This is a genomic window from Snodgrassella sp. CS2 (assembly GCF_050310315.1).
Lineage (GTDB): Bacteria > Pseudomonadota > Gammaproteobacteria > Burkholderiales > Neisseriaceae > Snodgrassella > Snodgrassella alvi_E.
Genome location: NZ_JBNPBA010000004.1, coordinates 222,982 through 246,567, shown reverse-complemented (window position 1 = coordinate 246,567; position 23,586 = coordinate 222,982). Strand labels below are relative to the sequence as shown.

The window sequence follows — 23,586 nt, the reverse complement described above, 5'->3', positions numbered from 1 at the left end:
AAAACGGTCGCTAGCTAGGATAGCAAACGACCAGATTTATTCAAATAATTTGTTTAAGCGCGACCGGTCAGACCGTGCCATGCGCGCGAAAGCCAAGATTTCTGTTTTTTCTGACGCGTCACTTCATTACCATCATAACCAACTTGTGACTCTTTCGGAAATGCACCAAATGGTTTAACAGCATAATTTTCCAGTTTATAACCAGCATCCAGCGCCTCCTGATAATACTGATCAAACAATTCAACCAGATCCTTACGCGGATGAGGCAAAATATCACTGTCAAACCAATGTTTCTGACCAGCAGCGGTTAGACGCGGTATGGAGTATTTATGACTGAACTGCGTACCCATGTCTGAATAATGCAAAATTTTCATCTGTTCAATCGGCATCCCTTCTCCATCGACACAATTCCAAGCCGCCTTATAAGCCTGTACCCATTCCGGATGTTGCTTAAACTTTGCCATCATTTTCTTATGCGAATCAGGGTCAGCGCGCAAACTAGTCAGCTCAGGCAAAATCGATTTAGCTTTGGCGCAATCCCAGACACAAGTACACAATCGAGTAAATCGTTTACCCTTAGCATGATCATGTACTTCTTTAGCCGCAACAATCGCTTCGCCTTCAATCGGATGTGCCCACAATTCCGCTATATCAGCCAATACAATCATATCCGCATCCATATAAATGGCGCGTCCCTCATAATTACAGGCGGCTGGGATCCCCCAGCGAAAACCGGAAAATGGCGTTGCCCACTTTTCTGTATGCCAGCCTGCACCCGTTTGTGGATCAGAATACCACGGACTTTTCGGATCATGACTTAATTGCATCCAGACGATTTCTACCGGCCGCGATGTGTGTTTGTGGATACTGTAATCCACCACCATCATCTGCTCCAGATCACAGTTATTCGGGTCACAACCCACAAAAACCTTAATAACATCGTTGCTCATGCATAGACTCCCGATTTTGCTTACATTTTGAGAATAATTGTAATATTACAGCAAAAAATACCAAGGCAAATGATAAAAATAATCAAATAACACTTGATTTGGAGCAAATAATGCCACAACACTAGACTAAAATTTGCCACATCTGAATCATAACTCGCTACGAAATACTAACTTTCAGCCTACCCAAACCATACTTAACCAACATTATCAGCCACTGTCTTAAAAATATTATAAGACTCAAGCAACTTATCCATATCATAAATATAGCTGACTGCCATCACTTCATCCGGCTGCAAACGCAAGACATATCCTTCTAACTGCTGCCTAACTGTTTCTGGTGCGCCCAATAAAGTACAAGCGGTAAAATTTCGTACGTAGGCTTCTTCTTCAGCTGTCCACAAACCATCCATAGTCGGTACTGGCTGATGCAGCGCTTTCCGATTATTCTGAATCAGCCCCAGCACAGACTGCAACTGCGTCGTTTGTAAATAAAGAGCCTCATCATCAGTAGCAGCCGCCACCAGATTTAGACAGAGCATAAAAAAAGGTGCAGCCAGTTGAGCAGACGGCTGGAATCGCTCACGGTAAATAGCAGCTGCTTCATCCAGAAAACGCGGAGCAAAATGCGCCGCAAAGACATAAGGCAAACCCAGACTGGCTGCAAGATATGCACTGTCAGTGCTAGAACCCAATATATATAAGGGAATATGAGTGCCCATACCCGGATAAGCCTTTACTAACCCCTGCTGTTGCTCATCACCTAGATAACGTTGCAACTGCACCACATCATCCGCAAATTTAAGCGAAACATCGTTCAACTGGCGCCTCAGAGCAGCAGCGGTTACTCTGTCTGTTCCAGGCGCTCGCCCCAGCCCTAGATCAACTCGGTGCGGATAAATTGTAGCTAGAGTGCCATATTGTTCAGCCACCAGCAACGGACTATGGTTAGGCAACATCACACCGCCACTGCCTACACGAATATGATGCGTATGGCTCAGCGTATGGCCGATCAATATCTGTGTCGCCGAACTGACCACCATCGGCATATTATGATGTTCAGCAATCCAGTAGCGTAAAAACCCCAGCTGTTCGGCTACCTGTGCCAGACGCAACATATCCCGTATTGCCGAAGCTGCCGTACCATTGTCTCGACGCGGCACCAGATTCAAAATTGAAACAGGTATCGCCATAAAACTTCCCGTCTTTAAAATACACAACAGAGACTAAGTTATTCCGTTCTTCACCAAATTACAAATATATTCAATTCAAATACAAAAAAACCACTGCAGGAAACATGCAGCGGTTTAAAAAAAACTGATAACAAATTATTCTGGCAGTAGTTCAATTTTACTAGGGTCCCGACCTTGCTGCTTCAACGATACCACTGAAGTAAACAGCATATCACTGGAAGAATTCAGAACAGTTTCGGCAGAATCCTGAATCTCGCTGATAACAAAGCCAATGGCCACAACCTGAGCTGCAATGGCTGGATCAATTCCGAACATGCTACACGCTACTGGAATCAGCAGTAATGAACCTCCCGGTACACCGGAAGCACCAAGTGCACATACTGTAGCCAAAATACTCAGCAATAATGTTTGAATAAAGCTTACATCCATACCCAAAGTATGCACAGTAGCCATCGTCATCGTCGTAATTGTAATAGCTGCACCATTCATACTCATCGTTACACCCAAAGGAATAGAAAGTGAGTATATTTCTTCGGGCAACTGCATACGCTGAGCCAGACGAATATTTACTGGAATATTGGCGGCCGAACTACGAGTAAAAAACGCCGTAATGCCACTATAACGCAGGCATGTAAATACCAGTGGATAAGGATTTTTACGGAAATTCAAAAACACAATCAGTGGATTGATTACCAAGGCCACAAATACCATCAAACCAAGTAATACTCCAATCAACTCAAGATAATTTTTTAATTTAGCCAGACCATCACTAGTAAAATGCGAAGCCACCAAACCTAGAACTCCGTAAGGGGCAATGGCCACCACCAGCCGTACTACCCAGATAGTTGCATCAGACCAGTTTTTAATTACCGATTTAGTTGCTTCACTACTGTAACGTAAAGCAATACCCAATGCCGTCGACCACGCTAAGATACTGAGGAAATTGCCAGTAGCCAATGCATCGATCGGATTATCCACAAACTTAAGGATAATATTCATCAGAATCTCAGCTACACCTTCGGGCGGTTTCTCGGAAGCCGGCGGCACATCCATCACCAAATGCAGTGGATACAAATAACTCACCGTTGAAGCCAGTATTGCAGAAATCAGCACCGTTATAGCATACAGCCAAGCCACCGACTTAATACTGGAAACATTATCAAACTTATTATTGACAATCGAAGATATCACCAGTACGAAAACCAGAATAGGTGCAGCAGCACGCAAAGCCTGAATGAATACCCTGCCAAGAAATTCCAGTTTAACCCCGTATTGCGGTAAAAAAGCCGCGATAAACGCGCCAATAATCATACACACTAACATGCGTACAATCAGATTACTCTTAAACAATATCCATAAAAGTTTCTTCATTTACAATCCTTAGTTACAGCCGGATAAAACATATGTAAAACAGATTAAAAACCATCCAGCCATGCATAAAAATTCATTGCATCAAATCAAGTTTTTGAATCCATTTCCATCCACCTCCACAACAGCCTAAACTTAATAGAAAACCATTACAACTTAGCAGCTGGATAACAAGTTTAGCATTAAAATAGCCTGAACCTACGAATAAACATATAACAACCAAAAGAGTTAAAAAACAGCAGCTCTTAATTAACTCAACTCAAATAGATCAAGCAGCCCAAAATACTAAAATGCTATACTGCAAACCTCAAAATCGCCCGATACAGCAATCAATGAACAAAGCTTCACAAAATTACATATTATGTATGAAATGGGGGCAGAAATATGGCGCGGAATATGTCAACCGACTATATCACATGGTAAAACGTAATCTGACCCTGCCATTTACCATGATTTGCCTGACAGATGACGCGAGCGGCATCCATCCTGCAATTCAATGCCATCCACTGATACCATTAAACTTGCCTGCAGGCTTACCAGAACGCGGCTGGAACAAACTTACCACTTTTAGTGCCAACCTGTTTGGTTTACAAGGCACAGCCCTATTTCTAGATATAGATATCGTTATCATCGATAACATCGATTGCTTCTTCACCCAGCCATCCAGCCGTCCCGATGAAGTCTGGATTATCCGTGACTGGAAAAAACCTTGGCGCAAAGTTGGCAACAGTTCTGTTTATAGATTTCAAATTGGTGCAATACCAGATTTAATGGATTATTTTCGCAATCATTTTCAACAAATTCGGCAACAATTCCGCCATGAACAGGCTTTTTTATCATGGTATGTGCGTGAACATCATCAACTTAGCTATTGGCCAGAAAACTGGTGCCTGAGCTATAAGTACAATGTATTAAAAAAAATGCCTTATGCAATATGGCAAGCACCGGAAAAACCTGATTTTGGTAAAATCATCGTTTTTCATGGCGAAGTTAATCCTCCAGATGCCATCAAAGGTGGCGGAGGTAAATGGTACCGTAAAATTTTACCGGCTCCTTGGCTAAAAAATTATTGGCAATAATAACAAACCACTATGAAAACAGTTCAGACTCACAGTAAATTCTTCATTATTGGTAATGCTGACGAACAAAACTCCATAGCACACCTGATTCAGCATGATGACATCGTAGTCCGCTTTAACAACCCCAATCCAAACTGCACACTTAAAGCAGATTGGATATTCATTGCCAATGGTTACACCCAGATTAGACATCTGGTAATCGAACATCAATTTTTAAAACCCGAAACTCAAATATTTTTCCGCTATAGTAAAAAAGATATTTTCTATAGTCGCTACCAGAACATCCCTATGCATAAACGCATAAAATACCTATGGCGTTTTCCCAAATGGATAAAAAAATCGCAATTGGATCAATATTTCATCAACACCATACCAAGCAACATTTACCGCCACTGTGCCGACTCACTGGGTTTCCGTCAACCTAGTACAGGACTTCTTGCCATTGATTATATTTGCCAGCAGTATCCAAAAAATACCGTATATATTCACAACTTTACTAGTGAAGGCTGGACCGGACATAACTGGGACGACGAAAAACAACTAATCCATACCTGGGTAAAAACAGGGAGAATAATTGCTATTTAAAAAACTTCATTTATGCGTCAAGGCAAATAAAGCTGATTTCAACATCAATTTAGCCGCTTTATCCCACAAATGAGTACGCAGCAACAACAAAATTGTTGTACGAATTGACAAACGTTTCACGACAAAAAGCTCAGCCGCCTTGTGCAAAATTGCCTTTTTTTCTTTTTCTGGCATAGCTGTTTTTGCAAGCTTCCGGCATAAACGAAAATAGTACAAATGAGCCTTATACAGCAAATAAGCACAACATTTCTCATCACCTACAATAGTTTCAGCATAAAATGCTTGAGTGAGATAAGCTTCGATACCATAAACCTGCTTTGGACTCATTTTCTGCACAATAGAATTTGGCCATATACGATAATGCACTAAAACCTGCGGATAATAAAAATAAGTTTGGCATTCATGCAGCAGACTAGGTGTATTCGCAATATCTTCGTAGGCAGGAATAGTAAAACGGCAAACTTTTGTCGCCAACTGGCGTCGGAAAACTTTATTCCAGAAATAATGTTTTCCATCCATAATAGCAAGATGGAACAAGTTTCCATTTTTCTGATGCAGTAAAGTATTGGCCGGAGCAATCGATAAATGCTCCTTCGATTTTAACTTACCAGTATTATCAAAAAATACATCATAATCAAATAGAAGTACATCTGGACGGTATTGTTTCAAAATACCCATAATCTGTTGGACAGCTAGCGATTCAACCTTATCATCCGAATCAATAAACCAAATATACTCAGCTTGAGTTGAATGTAAGAGACATTGGCGTACCTGCGTAATACCTTTATTTTCCTGTCCACACAACACGCGAATAAACGCATCTGGGTAAATTTGCTGATATTTTCGGATAATAGCCAGCGAGTCGTCCTGCGAACAATCATCATAAAAAATCACTTCAACATTAACCGGCAAATTTGGCAATAAAGATTCCAGCAATTCAGGTAGATAAACTCCTACATTGAATACCGGAATCAGAATACTTAACTCTATTTTGCCCATATCAGCGAAAATATCCTTCATCTCCCACAAGCTTATTCTTCAAAATCACTTTGTATAATAGGTACCATTAGTCGTTGCGCACATCTTGATACAGACAGCTGACGACAGCCCATACGTAACTGCGCTGCCAGCCGACGGTATTTAAAACATAAATAATGATAAAAATGGTTAGCCTGTGGTTTAACATTATTTTCAGGTGTTATCGTTGAAACAAAAGAAACAGGAGGGTTCAAACCATAATTAGCACATTGATCCAGTTGAATGGCAGCAGCCGGATAAACCTGCCAGCCATTTAAGTCATAGGACCGGCATAAAAAAGCGTCAGCCAATGCCGGAGCCGCAAACTGTGCTCTGTTTAGCAGCTTACGTGCTCCTGATGGAAATAAAACATAAGCAGCAGCACCTGTTCGATCCTGATATAAACGTCGCAATTCATAACCCGCAATCAAAGCCAAGCTTTTTCGATCCAGCCATTTTCTCCGGTGCCTAGTTTCCAGATTCACATAATCTAACTCACAAGTCAGAGAAGATATAGTTGTCAAAAGTTCAGCCGTTTTATGTGAAAGCAACGCATCATCTTCAAGAATTAACCAAGGCTGACCAGTTTCCAAAACAAATTGCCAGGCTGCTTTATGGCTCAAAAAACAGGCTAATTCTGCCGGACGTAATTTACGCTCCCAACCATTTGCCTGGTGTTCATACTGATCAGATAATATATCTTTCGTATTCACCGCATCCAGACGCCGCATGGGAATCTGTAAATGAGTCAGCTGCTGACGCTGGAATCTCAGTCGCTCGGCAGAATGTTCCAGATTAATTACTAAAGCAGAAATCATCTGTTACTTTCATTACAGATATTTATTACAATGAACCATCAAGTCGGTTTGGGAACAAAATATTCTCAATTTCAAGAATCCTATCCATCCGGCGCTGTACCTTACTTTTTCGAATAGAAAACAATTTTCCATTGGTTCGCAGATTTTCATGAACCACGCGCGCGGCCTGCAACTGCTCTATATAAACCCGTTGTTTGGGGGCGAGTAAATTATCCTCACGATCAAAAATCCAACAAAAGCCCACTGGCAAATGAGCAACTTTATAGCGAGGATGGGCAGAAGCTTGGTCTGCCGCAATTACAGATTGTAATACCTCTTGATCCCATATTGTCGGCTGAGCAATACACTGACGGTTCCATTCGGCCAATAAATGTCTGGCAGCAGCTGTATCCTGAAAAAATAAAGTAGCCGAAACTAAATGACCATCACCCAAATCATAATAAACAGCTATATCACAATCCAGACCAGCCAAATATTTTAACGGTGAAACATGGAAAACCGCATCCACATCGACATACAACATCGGACCACTCACCAAATCGCGCTCATGCATCAAATAGTTCGACTTAAAAGAAGTATTAGCTTCCCATCCCCCCTTACTGGAAATCGTTGTAATTTTAACTTTGATATTTAAACGCTCAGCAGAGGCACACATCCGTTTCGCTTCATGCGTATAAAACTCATCATCCGTATGATAAGCCACCACTGTCACCCCATCAGCAACAGAAGCTTTCATTTCTTCCGTTACCACTTCAGCTAGCGGTACCACAACCCGACGATTCTTCGCACGCCAAGCATATTCCCTACCCAGTTTAACCATTATTGATATTCTCAAACATGAACGAGATTAATTATAACCGCGACCAACCATACATGCGTATTACATCCAGTCTGCGTCGCCAATGTCGCCCCTTCACAAAAAATCTTATAAATTTTTGCCAAAATGTCAATTTAAAGCGCACTCGATAAGGAATATCAGAATCCAGTGACTGAAATGCCAATGGTTCAGCCAGAAATCCCTCTTTTAACAAACCACCACAATAATGCCAAACTTTATCGATCGGATAAAAAAGATTATCACTGGCCAAAAGCATTTGTTTTGCCCCTTGCAAAGAGACAATATAACAACAAGCTAAAGAGGGAGCAAAATCACATTCACAGGCAATCATCCCATTATGCAAAGCATGTAAACGATAAATTTTCCACTTAACAATTGCCTTGACCTCTATCATCCGCCAAGCTTTACGCTTTATCACTTGCCAAAATGCTGGACGAATAAGTTGTTTTTGGGAAAGTGATTTTTTAATTTCCACAGCATCAATATCATAATATGGGCGCTTCAAAGTCAGATTCAAAAAATCAAATGAATGATAATTTTTTTCTTCAGCAATTAAAGAAACCAGCTCAGAGCTCAACTGAACATCATCTTCCAGCACTAAAGCAAAAGGAATACTCTCATCTACCATCCGCTGCCAGACGGCTCGATGAGATAAAGCACAGCCAAACTCTCCGTTAACAGCCTTACGTTTACACTCTAAGGCAAATCTCGGCTGATTTAAAAATACTTTCTGCTCATCCGTTAAACAATTACCATCAACAGCACTGATTCGTTCGAAATCAATCCCCAAATTCCCCAATTGCCGTTTAACGAAAATTAACCTATCTGAACGTCGATCCAGATTTATTAAAAAGGTTTTGAGCATTTATTCAACACCATACCAACTAAATCATAATTTATTCATAAATTATAACCAAAAACCACAAAACAATTCACAGATATTGTTTCTCTTAAAACCACTGAAACCTACATATACTGCTAAAATACGGATCTAACTTAACCAATAACCCCTAACAGATTCACAACAATTTAAAACCACAACTCTCCAAAAGTAATTTAACAATGCCGCAACAAACTATTATTCTAGCTATGTCGAGCTATAGCGACTTCGCCTGTGCCATCAAAACTCATCTAGAATATCATAATTACAAAGTTATCTTTATTGACAGTACTTCAGAAACACTGAAAAAAAAGATTGAAGCTAATTTTCATTATCCCAGTCTGAAAACGCATATCATTAATACTATCCGAAAAATATTTTTGTTCGACTTCACCTATAAAGCTGTACTGAAAGAACAAATCTATCACCAGGAGCTATATGACAAAATCCAGAATACACTAGGAAATCATAATTATGACTATACACTAGTTATACGTCCGGATCTGTTTTCCATCGCAACATTAGAGCTTCTGAAAAGCCATACAAAAAAGAAATTTATTGGCTATCAGTGGAATGGTATCAAACGCTTTCCCAAAACCATTCCAACAATAAATTTGTTCGATCGTTTTTTTGTATTTGATCCTTTAGATGTAAATAATCCAGAATATAGCCAATTTCATTTGAAAGGGATGAGTAATTTTTATTTTGACATGTACCATCCACAACCAGTACCCCATAAAGGGCTCATTGCTTACTTCGTAGGCTTACATGTTGACAACAGAACAAAAGCCCTCCAAACCTGTGCAAAAGCACTGATAGAAAATGGCGTGAATTTAGATTTCAATATCAAATTGCGCCCGTCCGAAGCAAGCAAAGCAGTCCAATATACAGAACAAAACATATGTTTAATTGCTCAAAATATTTCTTTTGAAGACAATTTAAAGCACGTTAATAAGGCTGACATACTTATAGATATCGTTAACCCGATACACAATGGCTTATCATTTAGAGTATTTGAAGCCTTGTACTATAGGAAAAAATTAATTACTAATAATTCATATATAAAGAATTATGATTTTTACCATCCTGATAACATTTTTATCTGGACAGAAGAAAAAGACTTGCAGCAATTAAGTGATTTTTTAGTCAGACCATTAATCAGCATTCATCCTGATATCATATCGAAATACAGTTTTGCCAATTGGATAAAAAATATTCTGGACGATTCACCTTACAAAGAAATATCAGTTATATAACATTGAAGCTACTGCCCAATATAGCTAGGCTAAAACCTTACATGCTTAATTGAAAATGAAAGGATTGAGATACAAAATACAGATACGTAAATCTTTTAAAAACCGTATCTTGTATTTTGTATATACAAACTATTCTCAAAAAATCAGTACAGTTTATTCATTAAAAATTCAATAAACAACATTTGAAAAAATTAGTATTATCAAAATAAAACATGAAATCAATTATTTATAATTACTAAATATTAACATCAACTGAACTTCTGTTTTCACCAAACTGCATACGGTGTAGCACTGCATAACGACCATTTCTGGCTAACAAATCCTTATGTTTACCTTGCTCAACAATTCTACCCTGATGCATCACCACAATATTGTCAGCAGTTTCAATAGTTGAAAGCCGATGAGCAATAACAATTGTAGTCCGATTTTTCATCAAAGTTTCCAGAGCTGATTGAACCAACCTTTCAGATTCTGTATCCAGTGCACTAGTAGCCTCATCCAGAATTAAAATAGGCGCATCTTTCAACAGTGCACGCGCAATGGCTAGTCTCTGTCTCTGACCTCCAGAAAGTTTCATCCCCTGATCACCTACTTGAGTTTGTAAACCTTCAGGCATATTACTAATAAAAGACCAAGCATTAGCAGCCTTTGCAGCCTGAATAATATCAGCCTCTGTAGCCTCAGGACAGCCATAAGTAATATTATTGGCTATAGTATCATTAAACAAAACAACATCCTGACTAACTAGCGCCATCTGGGAGCGGAGACTTTTTAATTCAAAATCTTTTACATCAATTCCACCAATACTTAAGTGCCCACTAGTCACATCATAAAACCTTGGAATCAGATTAACTGTAGAGGTTTTACCGCAACCCGACTCACCAACCAACGCAACAACACTGCCCTGTTTAATCGTCAGACTCAAATGGTCAATCGCGTTTTTATTTGCTTCACCGTAACGTAATGTTACATTATTAAAAGTTATATCACCTATCGGTGAAATAAGCTGTTTTACCCCAAGATCTTTTTCTTCAGGCTCGTCCAGAAAATGGAAAACACTATCTGCAGCCATCAAACCTGTCTGCAACACACTAGACATATTAGTAATTCGCTTTAATGGATCAAACATCATCAGCATAGCTGATAGAAAAGACATAAAATCACCGGCAGTAAATCCTGCATGACTGGCTCTTTTAGCAGCAACATACAAAATAATCGATAAAGAAGTTGCAATTAATAATTGCGTCACAGCACTGCCTATAGAAGTATAGGACTGACGTCTTACTGCAAGGCTTCGTAATGCTTTATTAGTCTTTTCCAAACGATTCTGTTCATAATTTTGACCGCCATAGATACGTACCACACGAGTACCATCAATGGATTCAGACAAAATCTGCATAACCTGACCAAGATCATTTTGACTTCGTGTAACCAACCGACGGATGCGTTTATTAATAATCCTTACACACCACGCAATCAAAGGAATGGTCACAAAAGTAATTAACGTAAGTTGCCAATCAAGATAAAACAACCAGATTAATAAGCCAAGAACGGTAACACCGTCTTTAGCAAATACAGTAATCACATCAAAACCGGCTGCAGTAATCCCTTTGGCGTCATTCGTAATCCGTGACATCATACGCCCACGGCTATTTTCCTGATAATAGCCGATTGGAAGCATCATCATTTTGGCAAACAAATCCCGCTGAATTACCTGAACCATCTGATTCGAAATATATGCACTAGTGTATTCATTAATATAATTAGCAATACCACGAAAAATAAATAAACCGACAATTTCAAATGGAACCCATTTCATGGCTTCCATGTTTTTTTCGACAAATCCATTATCGATGATTGGTTTCAACAAATAAGCAAACAGAGGCCCTGTTACCCCTACCACAACCATAGCCAGCACAGAGATAAAGAAATACTTTACAAGTCCCCGCATATAGGGGAACAACCTCTTATACAGATTCTTCGGTGAATAGGCATTGGTTTCTTTACTTTTTTTCATTCGTTACCTAGAACAATCAAAACATAAATGTTATATAAGTTTAATATAGATCGTTAATACATTGTATTAATCAAAATCTTTCAAATACAAAAACTTTTAAAATATTAAACACCACAAGCAATTATCCAAGCTAATTATCCTATCTAGCCTAAATCATCACATCAATCATAACTAAGTATATTCTACCAAAACAAGAAAATCTTGCATGGAAAGTTTAAAAAGATTCATATTTATTGATAATAAAAATATTGATTAGTTAATATTAAAATTATGAGAACATCTATATTAGATAATAATAAATTTAATTATAAACAAACATATTTATTCTTAGAAAATAAACAATGTCTAGTAATCAATTAAAACTTTCTAAATAAAATTTAATACCAAATAATCTCGCAAGATTGATTAAAAAAAACACAACACTTAAAATAATTAGTTTCAAATTGCCAAAAACTCTAGTTTGAATTTGTTTCATGAGAAATAAAACTATTTTATTAGCCATGCCACCAAGTAATGGTATCGTAGACTTAATTGCAAAAAATTTGCAATTTCATGGGTATGAAGTATTTCGTGTGGATAGCATATTAGATTTTGAATATGCAAGCATCAAAGACCGAATATCCAATTTTTTTATTAAGCATGCCTTACGTAACAATAATTACAAAGAAAAATTGAAAGCGAAACAATGTTTAAATAAAGCAGAATTACTAATTGGAAACAAACAATATGATTACACTATTGTTATCCGACCAGATTTATACCCTAAAAGTGTTTTAGAAATGTTAAAACAGCAAACCAAAATTAAATTTATAGGATATCAATGGGATGGACTTAAAAGATTTCCGGTAATAAATCTTATACATTTATTTGATAAGTTCTATATATTCGATCATACAGATATAATAAATAAAGAATATAAAAAATACCATCTACATAAGACTACAAATTTTTATTTTGATATGCTTACGCCCCAAAATATAAAAAATGATGTGATGCAGGCTTATTATATTGGAGATCATCAAACTTGTCGCGTACAAGCAATTGAGCAATGCATAACAAATCTTACCGCCAATGGAATTAAAACAAAGTTTATTATCCCTACAAGCAAAAGAAAAGATATTAATTGCTATCAATCTAAGCATATCATTTTTGGCAAAGAAAACCGAATTAATTATTTTGAAAATTTAAAAAATGTGAATTCATCAGATATACTGGTCGACTTTGTAGTTGGAGGACATCATGGTCTTTCTTTTCGTCATTTTGAAGCTCTTTATTATCAAAAAAAATTAATTACAACAAATATATATGTTAAAAATTATGATTTCTATCATCCAGAAAATATATATATATGGGAAGATAAAACACATAATGATATTAAAGATTTTCTAAAAGAACCTTTTAAACCAATAAAAGCAGAAATATTCCAAAAATATAGTTTCAAAAACTGGATAGAACAAATCCTTTACTCATAAGCTTAATAAGGTAAACTATTAAAATATAACAAATACCTATAAATTTTTTGTTTTATATGATTTTTTATATACAATTTGCTCGTAAAAAGTTATACTAAAAAATTGATTTAAATAAATTTTACAACTAGCAATTTTTCTGACGCAAAGTAATAAGTAAGCAAAAATTGTGAAATATTGTTATCATGATTATTAGGTTTTTGGTGTGACGCATTATGAATTCAACCGACTTTCAATCTATTCTTACCTCTGCGCAACAATACTATGCGCAAAATTTACAAAACATTGATCAAACATATATTAATAATGTTTTAGAAAAATCTAATGACTTTGAAGTAATATCTTTTGATATTTTTGATACGCTTTTAACTCGATTATTTGAATGTCCTATTGACTTATTCGCTTACGTAGAAAATCAGCTCCAAGTGAATAATAGTAATTTAAAAGATTTTGCTAGAAATAGACTCCTAGCAGAAGCACAAATACGAGATATTTTACATCGGCAGAAAAATAGAGATGAAGTGACATTAGATGAGATTTATGACTATCTTTTTGATATAAATAAATATGATAAAAATTTGCTAAATACAGCAAAAAAGCTAGAGTTGATAGCCGAAACAAATAGCAATATCAGTATAGAAGATAATAAAAAACTAATTTTAGAATTAAAAAAGCTTGGTAAAAAAATTATATTTGTTTCTGATATTTATTTATCTAAACAATTTATTGAAACTCTTCTAGAAAAAAATCATTTGAACTTATGTGACGAATTGTATGTCTCATCTGACTTATTATCATCAAAACATAGTGGAAGAATTTGGAAATATGTTTTAGAAAATAATTCAGGCTATAAAATATTGCATATAGGCGATAATAAAGTTGCAGATGTTGTACAACCTAGAAAATTTCACATAAATACTTATCATTATAAGCGATTTTTAGGACAAAGAAGATTAGGTGCACAGCTTTGTCAAGAAGTAGTCCCTTTTTCATTAATGAATAAGGTGTATCATTTAACTAATGGTATCTACTCTTTGAAAGAGTTTAATGAAGATTCATTCTGGAATGGTTTAGGGGAAACATTTGGAGCTTTAATTTTATATAGTTATACTTTATGGTTAAAAGAACATATTAAAAAAAATAAAATTAATCACATTTATTTCTGCGCAAGAGATGCACAATTAATTCAAAAAGTATGGGAAACACTTGATTTAGATAAAGAATGCCATACAACTTCAAGCTATCTTTATCTTTCAAGGAAAGTATTAAGATTTCCGACATACTATATTGAATTAATAGAAAATGGCAAATTATCTGAAGACTCATTAACGTTTATTGTAAATGAATCTTTAACAGCTAATGATACCTATAAGACTTATTTCAATCGTTTAGGTATTAACGAGCGGGATCTTTTACAAACAAACTTCGTTCACCAGTTTGGTTCTTTTGGTGCTGCCGTTGATTTTAAGAAAACAGATCTAATTAAAAAATTTATACAACAAGAATTATCATCAGTCTTATTGAATGCATTTCAAGAAGAATATAATAATGCAAAAGAATATTATAAACAGGAGGGCTTATTTGATAAAAATAAAAAAATAGCTATTATAGATTTAGGATGGGGCGGAACGATTCAATTCGGGTTAAATGCATTCCGCTCTCATATGGGCATTGATAGTAAATTATACGGATATTATTACGGATTATTTGGAGAAACTGCGAGTGGAAGACTTTTTAAAAATGGCCCCATGAAAGCCGCATTTTTTAATATTTTTTCCAACTCAGAGGAAAGAATAATGTATCAAAACTGTGTTAATATTCTAGAAAATTTGCATTCAGCAGATCATGAAACAACCACAGGTTTCATCAAAGACCAACAAGATGGTGTCATTCGTCCTATATTAAAGCAAACTAATAATAGCTTATATATTCAACAATATGAAAAGAAGTTTTTAATTTTTCAAAAGGGCGTATTACATAGTATAAATAAGTGGAAAAATAATGAATTAGTCTATGGTTTGAATAAATGTTACGTTGGAACACAAATTGCAACGGCAGCTATTTTTCAAGTTTGTATAACACCAAATAAAGATGAGGTAAAATATCTCGGTAATATTAAACACGCTACAATGTTTGACCATAAAATCACGGTTCCTTTAATAAACCAAAGGTTTCCAAGTAATCTTAAGGAAGTTCAACCCTTACTTCAAGCTGGAGGTTGGCAATGCGGTGTATTACAATATTGGAAAGACAATAGAAAAAAAATTAAACCGCATGTATATAATTCTGCGTTGCAATTTGTTAATTTTCTTCCATCCCTAATCAAAAAATTTTACGAAAATTGATATGAATATTTCAGTTAACCAAAGTTTGTATCCAATAAATTATTTAATTAATGAATCTGATAGTAAAATTAAAAATGATGGTTCAGTAGCCATCATTATGCGGACAAAAAACAGACCCATATTGCTAACCCGAGCTATAGAAAGTGTATTACAACAGTCTTATCCTTTCTGGCATTTATACCTAATCAATGACGGAGGCGATGCTGAAGTTGTAAACAACTTAATTGAGTATAATTTACCATATTTAAAAGATAAAATTACTATAATACATAATCCATTATCTTTAGGTATGGAAGCAGCATCAAATTGTGGTTTTAATATAGCTAATGAAGAATATATAGTGATACATGATGATGATGATTCATGGCATCATAATTTTTTGCTGGATACTGTAAATTATTTAAATTCTAATTCAACCGCGGTGGCAGTTGCCACTAATTGTTTGGTAATTCATGAGGAAATACATGGAGATGTAGTAAAACAGATTCATGTTGAAAGTTGGCCACATTGGCAAAATACCATCGATATTAGCTTTTTGATAAGACACAATTTTACGCCACCAATTTCTCTGTTAATTAGAATGAAAGTAGCAAAACAAATAGGAAAATTCAATGAGAACCTACCAGTATTAGGAGATTGGGATTACAATTTAAGATTGTTTAGAATAGGTGAAATACATACAATTAATAAAGTTTTGGCTTTTTATCACCTAAGACCTTCTTCTCAGAATATTTACAGTAATTCAATTGTAGCAGGTGAAAATCTTCATAAAACATATAATATAAAATATAGAAATTCATTAGTAAGAAAAGCATTACTCGAAAATTCTGGAAATTTTGGTATAATTCATATCATTATAAATGAAATGGATAAAAAAACCATTGAATTAACAAATAAAATAAATGAATTAAATCATAAAATAAATGACATCCAAGGCAATGTGTGGTATTTAAGAAGAAAATCATTTCCTTTGAAAAAAATTGCAGCAAAAATTAGGGATACGATAAGAAAATGGAAGAAAAAATAAAAAAATTAATGTAATTAATTTATTGACGTCGTTGTTAGATAAAAAATTTTATTATTGGAGTAATCCAGGCAATCCTGGTGATGCACTGATAGCTCATTCTACTTATTTATTATTTGATTCTTTAAATCTTAATTATGAAATAATAAATGATACATCACTACTTAAAAATCAAACCATATTATTTGCTGGTGGTGGTAATTTAGTTGAAGAAAAATACGATAAAATGTATAAAGAGATTTTAAAATCTGTAAAGAACAATTTATGTATTGTTTTTCCACATACAGTTATAGGGTATTCTAATTTAATGAATGAAACTTTTGGAAATTTAAAGATTATTTGTAGAGAAAATTATTCCTTTAATAGCTGCATTTCTAGCCAAGCTAATATGGATAATATATATTTATCGGATAATATGGCTTTTTATTTTCCGAAATACTATTTTTCACATTTTGAACAAAAGGGAGCAGGCACTGCATATTGCTTTAGAACTGATGCAGAATCAGCAAATCTATTTAATTTATCAAGTAGCAATGTGGATATTTCTTTATCTTGGAATGGAAGTCTATGGTCTAATAAACATCTAGCTAAATATGTTTCTTTTAGTCTAGCTGGCTACTTGTCGAATTTCGAGACTATTGAAACAGACCGTCTTCATATTGCAATACTTGGTTCCATATTAAAGAAAAAAGTAAAATTATTTGCAAATAATTATTTTAAAAATAAAGCCGTTTATGAAAATTCATTATTAGAACAGTATCCTCATACTTATTTTATCGATATTAATCATCTCCATTAAGAATATCTGAAAAAATTGATGTATAACAATTGGTACAAATAGAGTATGTTAAATTTTTAAGATACTCTATTTCAATAATATTAAGTTTTATTATGGCAAGGTAATTTTTTGATATGAATCTAGGTTTAAAATATTTTTTATCCAATTGCCAAAACTATATTTTTGTATGATTTCAGAATCAATTATAACCATCGGTTTTGCAAGAAATTCTGTTAATAAATTGTAATTAGGTTTTTCCCAAATCATTATATTATTGGGGTGAAAAAAATCATAATATTGAACGAATGGGTTATTTGTAATCAATTTTTTCTGATAGTATAATGCTTCAAAAACTCTGAATGATAATCCATGATGTATGGGATTAACTATATCAACTAAAATATCTGAATAATTAATATTAGATATATTTTCATGGAAGCTTAATTTATTTTTAGCTCCAAAAGTAATAAGATTTTTTTGTTTATACTGAGAAATTTTGCAAGGATCGTCTGTTGGAATTATAAATTTTAGTTGAATATTATTTTTATTTAATTCAAATGCACAGCTATCGATTGCACTTACCCGTTCATCTATATGAGATCCAACAAAATAAGCTACCTTTTTAGTATGACTAATAGGTACAGGTTTATTAACATCAAAATAAAAATTTGTTATTCCAACCAAATGGAATTTTTTAAAATCATTGTTTTGGATATCATTAGAATCAAATACAAAAAAACTATCAAATAAATCAATAGCTTGCAAAACTGACGGAAAACGGGTTAAACCGTCCCACTGATATCCTATCATTGATTTAGTAACCTTAGTTTTAATGAGTTGCAACAATTTTAAAGGATAAGTATCAGGTCTTATGATTAAAGCATAATCATACTGTTTAGACGATAAATACATTTTTGTATTATCGACTAACAATTTTTCTTTAAGCAAATGTTTATATGAATTATCCCTAAAAAAGATTTTACGTACTAAATGAAATATTCTATCTAAAACATTTTTATATTTAAAATTTTTAATATATTTAGGGTTGCTGTCTACAAACGTAACATCAAATTGATAATATTCCAAATTTTTTATTATTTCAGCAAAAATATTGTTATGCTTTGGCATAGCAAGAATAATCCGCTTTTTAACCATCCATCAGCCTCAAAAACTTTAATACTTCCCTTTAATTATACTTTAATCAAATTGATAGTGAAAATATTCCCAAAATTTAAACCCCCTATAACACACTTTATTTATAGGGTGCATTCTTAGGTGCAAAATTTTATAATAAGTATATATAAAAGCATTATCCCTTTTACGAGGCCCATTTCAAAATAATTAAATTTTTTTGATTTTCTGAAATAAATGTTGTAGGAATGAAATGAATATATTAGTTACAGGTGGAGCAGGTTTTATAGGTTCTGCCCTAATCAGATTTTTGATCGAACATACAAATCATCAGGTTTTGAACTTAGATAAATTAACCTATGCAGGAAATTTAGAATCTTTATCGTCAATAGCACGAAATCCAAGATATCATTTTTATCAAGCAGATATTATTGACTCCTATGCTTTAGCCAAAATTTTTGATAATTTTCAACCTGATGCAGTAATGAATCTGGCGGCAGAAACACATGTCGACAGATCAATTAATGGGGCTTCAAATTTTATTCAGACCAATATAATAGGAACATTCCATTTACTAGAATCTTCTCGTATATATTGGCAAAAATTAAGTAAAGAAAAACGGCTATCTTTTCGTTTTCATCATATATCTACTGACGAAGTATTCGGAGACCTCAAGGACAGCAGTCTTTTTTTTACAGAAATGACACCTTATGCACCTAGCTCACCATATTCTGCCAGTAAAGCCAGTTCAGACCACCTTGTTCGAGCATGGTACCGCACGTATGGTCTGCCCATTGTACTCACAAATTGCTCTAATAATTATGGTCCTTATCATTTTCCAGAAAAACTTATACCGCTTAGTATCTTGAATGCTTTATCCGGTAAATTATTACCGATATACGGTAATGGTGAGCAGATAAGAGATTGGTTGTATGTTGATGATCATGTAAGAGCACTCTATACCGTTTTGACAAAAGGTAAAACTGGGGAGAGCTACAATATTGGTGGACACAACGAACAAAGAAACATCGATGTTGTAAATCACATATGTGATCTACTTGAAAAATTAGCTCCAAACAAACCCCTTGGAATTAAGAAATATAGAGATCTCATTACATATGTTAAAGATAGGCCTGGACATGACTTTCGTTATGCAATAGATGCTAGTAAAATTAAGAATGAACTAGGCTGGGTACCAAAAGAAAGTTTTACTTCAGGTTTAACCAAAACTGTTAAATGGTATATTGAAAATCCAATATGGGTAAAAAACATACAAACTGGCGAATATAAAAATTGGATAAAAAAACAATATAATAATATTTGAAGTATATATATAACAGTATTTATTGACTATATACTACTTTTAAGTTGAAATTTAGTTAACAACCTAAATAATTTTAATAAGGTTTGCTTTTTATTAATTTGACAAAATAATTCGCTATAAAACAATTTTTAATGCACATGCGAAATTAATATACTTAGTTAAAATCAATCTGAAAAATTTACATTTAGGTTATAATATTCCTCTTTTACATTAGCTTAAGACTTGCCAGAAAGAAAATCATGAAACGGAAAGGTATTATTCTTGCTGGAGGATCTGGTACGCGGCTGTATCCTATTACATTAGGAACTTCAAAACAGCTATTACCGATTTACGATAAACCTATGATTTACTATCCGTTATCTATTTTGATGATGGCTGGAATTAATGAAATACTTATTATTTCTACTCCAGAGGATTTACCAAATTTTCAGAAACTATTTCATGATGGTAGCTCTCTTGGGATTAAAATTGAATATAAAATACAACCATCTCCAGATGGTTTAGCCCAAGCATTTATTTTAGGAGAAGAATTCATCGGAGAAGAAAACGTAGCTTTAGTATTAGGAGATAATATATTTTACGGCCAAAGCTTTGGACAACAATTACAAATTGCTTGTAATCAGACTTTAGGCGCTACTATATTTGGTTATTATGTTAACGATCCTGAGAGATTTGGTGTTGTAGAGTTTGGGGCAAATGGCAAAGTACTTTCAATCGAAGAAAAGCCTTCCCATCCTAAATCCAATTATGCTGTTACCGGATTATATTTTTACGATAATCAGGTTGTTGAAATGGCTAAAACTATACGTCCTTCAGCAAGATCCGAATTAGAGATTACAGATATAAATAATCTTTATTTAAGTCAACAACAATTAAATGTTCAATTGTTAGGAAGAGGTTTTGCATGGTTAGATACAGGTACACATGATTCTTTGATAGATGCCAGCCAATTTGTACAGACTATTGAAAAACGGCAGGGCTTAAAAATTGCATGTTTAGAAGAAATTTCATTCAATAACAAATGGATAACAATTGAACAACTATATGAGCGTGGGAAATTTTTAAATAAAACCAGCTATGGACAATACTTATTAAAATTATACAACGAATATCATAAATAATTGATTATGAATATAATTGACACTCCTATCAAAGATTTATTAATAATTGAGCCTCACGTTTTCGAGGACGAACGAGGCTGGTTTATGGAAAGCTTTAATCAACAACTGTTTGAAGAAGCTTTAAATAAACGTCATCTACATAGTCCTGAATTTGTTCAAGACAATCATTCTTTGTCCCATAAAGGTATTATTAGGGGTCTACATTATCAAATTTCACCACACGAACAAGGAAAATTAGTTCGTGTAGTCCAAGGCAGGGCTTGGGATGTAGCTGTTGACATTCGACCTGATTCTATAACATTTGGGCAGTGGTATGGAGTAGAACTATCGGCTGTCAACCATCGACAGTTTTGGATTCCTGCAGGTTTTGCACATGGATTTTTAGCTCTTGAGGATGATACTCAGTTTCTTTATAAAACAACTGATTTTTATTTTAAAGAATGTGAGCGTAATCTTCGCTGGAATGATCCTGAACTAGCCATTTCATGGCCTATCAGTTCTGATATGGTAGTCAGTTATTCACATAAAGATGCTCAGGCTCATGATTTTGCCCATCTTAAAAATTGTTATAGCTAAAATCTTAAAAAGATAATTTATAAATCAATTTAATTTATATTTTTTAAATATAATTCTATTTATTAATTCTTGTATAGTTACTGCCATGATCCCATTCTGTTACCTTCGTTAAATCGATTTCACGGTTTATTTTATTATGAAGACTGTTTTTACTTTTATTTGGATTGTTTCCATCCTCATTGTTGCAATAATTATATATTTAACATATCGACACAAATCATTACAAGAACATCAGTCCGTAAAGAAGCAGTTATCAGAAGCCTTGAATGAGTTGATTCGTGTACAAACAGAAGTTAATTATCTTAAGCAAAATAAACAGATCAATGATGAAGAATTGATTCGGTGTCGTCAAGAATTACAAGTTGTATACAAACGCTTGAGTGCTGCAGAAGCAGTAAATGTCCAGTTAACTACTGCTCAGGAAGCATTTCAATCAGAATGTGAACAACTGCGGTCTGCCACCATCGATCTGGCTGCAGCAGAACAGCAGTTACAGGACTGGCAACTGCGTTCTGAGGACTGGCATACTCGTGAACAAAAGTATATAAATGCTGCGGAAAAATTAAATCATATACAAATTGAAAACAGTCGTCTTAACACGCAACTTAAGCTTGAACGCGAAGCCTTTGAGGAGAAGCTGGCTTTATTAAACGAAGCGCGTAATAGTCTCAGCAATCAATTCAAGTCATTAGCTAATGATATTCTGGAAGAAAAAAGTAAACGTTTTAGTGAGCAGAATCAGGCTAGTCTTAGTCAGTTGCTGAATCCTTTACATGAGCGTATGCAGGGATTTAGTCAACTGGTTCAGCATACTTATGAAAAAGAGGCAAAAGAACGTACAACGCTGGAAAATGAACTAAAACATCTGCAGCAGCTCAATGCTCAATTGCATTGTGATGCTAAAGCGCTTACCGATGCCTTAGCTGGTACTCAGAATAAAAATCAGGGTAACTGGGGCGAGATGATTCTGGAAAAGGTATTAGAAAATTCTGGTCTTCAAAAAGGACGTGAGTACGTTCTACAGGCGTCTAATACGATTATTGATGAGTTTGGTCGTCAGCGTCGTTTGCAGCCGGATGTGTTGGTAAATTTACCTGAGAATAAACAGATTATTATTGATGCTAAAACTTCACTGACAGCTTATGTCCGTTATACTCAAGCAACAGATGCAGCCAGTGCGGAGAAAGCGCTAGCTGCACATATTCAGTCTGTGCGCCATCATATTAAGGAACTCTCGTCTAAATGTTATGATGAAATAGATGGGTTAAATACACTTGATTTTGTGTTTATGTTTATTCCTGTTGAGCCGGCATATCTACTCGCTCTACAACAGGATAATCAATTGTTCGATGACTGTTTCCAAAAGCGGATTATGCTGGTTGGGCCCAGCACTTTACTGGCAACATTACGTACTATTGCTCATATCTGGCGTAGTGAACAGCAAAATCAGAATGCGCTAACTATTGCAAAAGAAGGCGGTAAGTTGTATGACAAATTTGTTGGTTTTGTAAACACTCTCGAAGGTGTTGGAAAAAATCTGGATCAGGCTCAAGGACAATTTCAGAAAGCCATGGGGCAATTGGTTAACGGGCGTGGTAACCTAGTGAACAGAGCGCAAAAGCTGCGTCAGCTGGGGATACAAAGCAGTAAAAATTTGCCTGAATATTATCAAAAAGGAGAGGAAGATGAAGATGAGCTACTTCTTGCTACCTCAGACTCTCCCTCAGAATGATCTGCCTAATTTCATGAATTTTTCTATACATGAATAATGTTGGCTTACAGCTAAATTAAGCTTTTATTGCAACCTTTGTCTTGTTTAA

At 34.8% G+C, this 23,586-nt stretch carries 20 protein-coding genes; 11 read left to right on the top strand and 9 right to left on the bottom strand.

The genetic code is table 11. From position 1 onward, the window contains the following. Positions 1 to 53: 53 nt before the first annotated feature. The 3 genes from ACQP6D_RS07855 to sstT all read right to left on the bottom strand — a co-directional run bounded on the left by ACQP6D_RS07855 (position 54) and on the right by sstT (position 3,511). Positions 54 to 950 (bottom strand): glycosyl transferase, encoded by an 897-nt coding sequence (locus ACQP6D_RS07855; RefSeq protein ID WP_427857862.1) that lies wholly within the window; start codon positions 948 to 950, stop codon positions 54 to 56. A gap of 194 nt (positions 951 to 1,144) precedes the next feature. Further along, positions 1,145 to 2,140, bottom strand: a complete 996-nt coding sequence (locus tag ACQP6D_RS07850; protein ID WP_427857861.1) for an LLM class flavin-dependent oxidoreductase — start codon at positions 2,138 to 2,140, stop codon at positions 1,145 to 1,147. A gap of 135 nt (positions 2,141 to 2,275) precedes the next feature. Beyond that, positions 2,276 to 3,511: a serine/threonine transporter SstT gene (sstT, locus tag ACQP6D_RS07845; protein WP_427857860.1), complete on the bottom strand. Its 1,236-nt coding sequence runs from the start codon at positions 3,509 to 3,511 to the stop codon at positions 2,276 to 2,278. Positions 3,512 to 3,840: 329 nt separating this feature from the next. On the opposite strand from sstT, the gene ACQP6D_RS07840 reads away from it, so the two are divergent. Both ACQP6D_RS07840 and ACQP6D_RS07835 read left to right on the top strand, forming a co-directional pair. Next, positions 3,841 to 4,587 (top strand): hypothetical protein, encoded by a 747-nt coding sequence (locus ACQP6D_RS07840; protein WP_267390828.1) that lies wholly within the window; start codon positions 3,841 to 3,843, stop codon positions 4,585 to 4,587. A gap of 12 nt (positions 4,588 to 4,599) precedes the next feature. Then, a complete protein-coding gene (locus ACQP6D_RS07835; RefSeq protein WP_267390829.1) occupies positions 4,600 to 5,172 on the top strand; it encodes a hypothetical protein in 573 nt (190 codons plus the stop codon). A 6-nt stretch (positions 5,173 to 5,178) separates the two neighbouring features. Here the strand turns inward: ACQP6D_RS07835 and ACQP6D_RS07830 are convergent, their stop codons facing one another. From ACQP6D_RS07830 to ACQP6D_RS07815, 4 genes are read right to left on the bottom strand one after another with little or no spacing between them, the layout of a single operon-like run. Further along, on the bottom strand, positions 5,179 to 6,192 hold the full coding sequence (locus tag ACQP6D_RS07830) for a glycosyltransferase family 2 protein (RefSeq protein WP_427857859.1): 1,014 nt from the start codon (positions 6,190 to 6,192) through the stop codon (positions 5,179 to 5,181). An 11-nt stretch (positions 6,193 to 6,203) separates the two neighbouring features. After that, positions 6,204 to 7,007 (bottom strand): glycosyltransferase family 25 protein, encoded by an 804-nt coding sequence (locus ACQP6D_RS07825; RefSeq protein WP_427857858.1) that lies wholly within the window; start codon positions 7,005 to 7,007, stop codon positions 6,204 to 6,206. A 25-nt stretch (positions 7,008 to 7,032) separates the two neighbouring features. Further along, the gene (locus ACQP6D_RS07820; protein ID WP_218966465.1) at positions 7,033 to 7,827 is read right to left on the bottom strand and encodes a putative nucleotide-diphospho-sugar transferase; all 795 of its coding nucleotides are present in this window, start codon (positions 7,825 to 7,827) and stop codon (positions 7,033 to 7,035) included. Between the two features lie 31 nt (positions 7,828 to 7,858). Then, complete coding sequence (locus tag ACQP6D_RS07815) at positions 7,859 to 8,710, bottom strand: glycosyltransferase family 25 protein (RefSeq protein ID WP_427857857.1); 852 nt, start codon at positions 8,708 to 8,710, stop codon at positions 7,859 to 7,861. A gap of 197 nt (positions 8,711 to 8,907) precedes the next feature. Here ACQP6D_RS07815 and ACQP6D_RS07810 point away from each other — a divergent pair, with 197 nt between their 5' ends. After that, a complete protein-coding gene (locus ACQP6D_RS07810; protein WP_427857856.1) occupies positions 8,908 to 9,981 on the top strand; it encodes a hypothetical protein in 1,074 nt (357 codons plus the stop codon). Between the two features lie 235 nt (positions 9,982 to 10,216). Here the strand turns inward: ACQP6D_RS07810 and msbA are convergent, their stop codons facing one another. Beyond that, on the bottom strand, positions 10,217 to 11,998 hold the full coding sequence (gene msbA / locus ACQP6D_RS07805; protein WP_427857855.1) for a lipid A export permease/ATP-binding protein MsbA: 1,782 nt from the start codon (positions 11,996 to 11,998) through the stop codon (positions 10,217 to 10,219). Between the two features lie 473 nt (positions 11,999 to 12,471). Here msbA and ACQP6D_RS07800 point away from each other — a divergent pair, with 473 nt between their 5' ends. The 4 genes from ACQP6D_RS07800 to ACQP6D_RS07785 all read left to right on the top strand — a co-directional run bounded on the left by ACQP6D_RS07800 (position 12,472) and on the right by ACQP6D_RS07785 (position 17,635). Then, the gene (locus tag ACQP6D_RS07800) at positions 12,472 to 13,470 is read left to right on the top strand and encodes a hypothetical protein (RefSeq protein WP_267408604.1); all 999 of its coding nucleotides are present in this window, start codon (positions 12,472 to 12,474) and stop codon (positions 13,468 to 13,470) included. A gap of 212 nt (positions 13,471 to 13,682) precedes the next feature. Further along, the gene (locus tag ACQP6D_RS07795) at positions 13,683 to 15,812 is read left to right on the top strand and encodes an HAD-IA family hydrolase (RefSeq protein ID WP_427857854.1); all 2,130 of its coding nucleotides are present in this window, start codon (positions 13,683 to 13,685) and stop codon (positions 15,810 to 15,812) included. A 1-nt stretch (position 15,813) separates the two neighbouring features. Beyond that, positions 15,814 to 16,839 carry a glycosyltransferase family 2 protein gene (locus ACQP6D_RS07790; RefSeq protein WP_427857853.1) on the top strand — a complete coding sequence of 342 codons (1,026 nt, stop codon included), beginning with the start codon at positions 15,814 to 15,816 and terminating at the stop codon, positions 16,837 to 16,839. 31 nt (positions 16,840 to 16,870) lie between these two features. Continuing rightward, on the top strand, positions 16,871 to 17,635 hold the full coding sequence (locus ACQP6D_RS07785) for a polysaccharide pyruvyl transferase family protein (RefSeq protein WP_427857852.1): 765 nt from the start codon (positions 16,871 to 16,873) through the stop codon (positions 17,633 to 17,635). Between the two features lie 90 nt (positions 17,636 to 17,725). Here ACQP6D_RS07785 and ACQP6D_RS07780 read toward each other — a convergent pair whose 3' ends face one another. Further along, positions 17,726 to 18,769 (bottom strand): hypothetical protein, encoded by a 1,044-nt coding sequence (locus ACQP6D_RS07780; protein ID WP_427857851.1) that lies wholly within the window; start codon positions 18,767 to 18,769, stop codon positions 17,726 to 17,728. A gap of 229 nt (positions 18,770 to 18,998) precedes the next feature. Between ACQP6D_RS07780 and rfbB the strand changes: the two genes are divergently transcribed. From rfbB to rmuC, 4 genes are all read left to right on the top strand, one after another. Further along, positions 18,999 to 20,069, top strand: coding sequence for a dTDP-glucose 4,6-dehydratase (rfbB, locus tag ACQP6D_RS07775; RefSeq protein WP_427857850.1), 1,071 nt, complete (start codon positions 18,999 to 19,001; stop codon positions 20,067 to 20,069). A gap of 239 nt (positions 20,070 to 20,308) precedes the next feature. After that, on the top strand, positions 20,309 to 21,190 hold the full coding sequence (rfbA, locus tag ACQP6D_RS07770; protein WP_427857849.1) for a glucose-1-phosphate thymidylyltransferase RfbA: 882 nt from the start codon (positions 20,309 to 20,311) through the stop codon (positions 21,188 to 21,190). A 6-nt stretch (positions 21,191 to 21,196) separates the two neighbouring features. Continuing rightward, positions 21,197 to 21,766, top strand: coding sequence for a dTDP-4-dehydrorhamnose 3,5-epimerase (gene rfbC, locus ACQP6D_RS07765; protein WP_427857848.1), 570 nt, complete (start codon positions 21,197 to 21,199; stop codon positions 21,764 to 21,766). Positions 21,767 to 22,028: 262 nt separating this feature from the next. After that, the gene (gene rmuC / locus ACQP6D_RS07760) at positions 22,029 to 23,498 is read left to right on the top strand and encodes a DNA recombination protein RmuC (protein WP_427857847.1); all 1,470 of its coding nucleotides are present in this window, start codon (positions 22,029 to 22,031) and stop codon (positions 23,496 to 23,498) included. Positions 23,499 to 23,586 lie beyond the last annotated feature (88 nt).

Coding starts and splice junctions, on each gene's coding strand:
- ACQP6D_RS07855 (WP_427857862.1), bottom strand. CDS start 950: ATGAGCAACGATGTTATTAAGGTTTTTGTGGGTTGTGACCCGAATAAC.
- ACQP6D_RS07850 (WP_427857861.1), bottom strand. CDS start 2,140: ATGGCGATACCTGTTTCAATTTTGAATCTGGTGCCGCGTCGAGACAAT.
- sstT (WP_427857860.1), bottom strand. CDS start 3,511: ATGAAGAAACTTTTATGGATATTGTTTAAGAGTAATCTGATTGTACGC.
- ACQP6D_RS07840 (WP_267390828.1), top strand. CDS start 3,841: ATGAACAAAGCTTCACAAAATTACATATTATGTATGAAATGGGGGCAG.
- ACQP6D_RS07835 (WP_267390829.1), top strand. CDS start 4,600: ATGAAAACAGTTCAGACTCACAGTAAATTCTTCATTATTGGTAATGCT.
- ACQP6D_RS07830 (WP_427857859.1), bottom strand. CDS start 6,192: ATGAAGGATATTTTCGCTGATATGGGCAAAATAGAGTTAAGTATTCTG.
- ACQP6D_RS07825 (WP_427857858.1), bottom strand. CDS start 7,007: ATGATTTCTGCTTTAGTAATTAATCTGGAACATTCTGCCGAGCGACTG.
- ACQP6D_RS07820 (WP_218966465.1), bottom strand. CDS start 7,827: ATGGTTAAACTGGGTAGGGAATATGCTTGGCGTGCGAAGAATCGTCGG.
- ACQP6D_RS07815 (WP_427857857.1), bottom strand. CDS start 8,710: ATGCTCAAAACCTTTTTAATAAATCTGGATCGACGTTCAGATAGGTTA.
- ACQP6D_RS07810 (WP_427857856.1), top strand. CDS start 8,908: ATGCCGCAACAAACTATTATTCTAGCTATGTCGAGCTATAGCGACTTC.
- msbA (WP_427857855.1), bottom strand. CDS start 11,998: ATGAAAAAAAGTAAAGAAACCAATGCCTATTCACCGAAGAATCTGTAT.
- ACQP6D_RS07800 (WP_267408604.1), top strand. CDS start 12,472: ATGAGAAATAAAACTATTTTATTAGCCATGCCACCAAGTAATGGTATC.
- ACQP6D_RS07795 (WP_427857854.1), top strand. CDS start 13,683: ATGAATTCAACCGACTTTCAATCTATTCTTACCTCTGCGCAACAATAC.
- ACQP6D_RS07790 (WP_427857853.1), top strand. CDS start 15,814: ATGAATATTTCAGTTAACCAAAGTTTGTATCCAATAAATTATTTAATT.
- ACQP6D_RS07780 (WP_427857851.1), bottom strand. CDS start 18,769: ATGGTTAAAAAGCGGATTATTCTTGCTATGCCAAAGCATAACAATATT.
- rfbB (WP_427857850.1), top strand. CDS start 18,999: ATGAATATATTAGTTACAGGTGGAGCAGGTTTTATAGGTTCTGCCCTA.
- rfbA (WP_427857849.1), top strand. CDS start 20,309: ATGAAACGGAAAGGTATTATTCTTGCTGGAGGATCTGGTACGCGGCTG.
- rfbC (WP_427857848.1), top strand. CDS start 21,197: ATGAATATAATTGACACTCCTATCAAAGATTTATTAATAATTGAGCCT.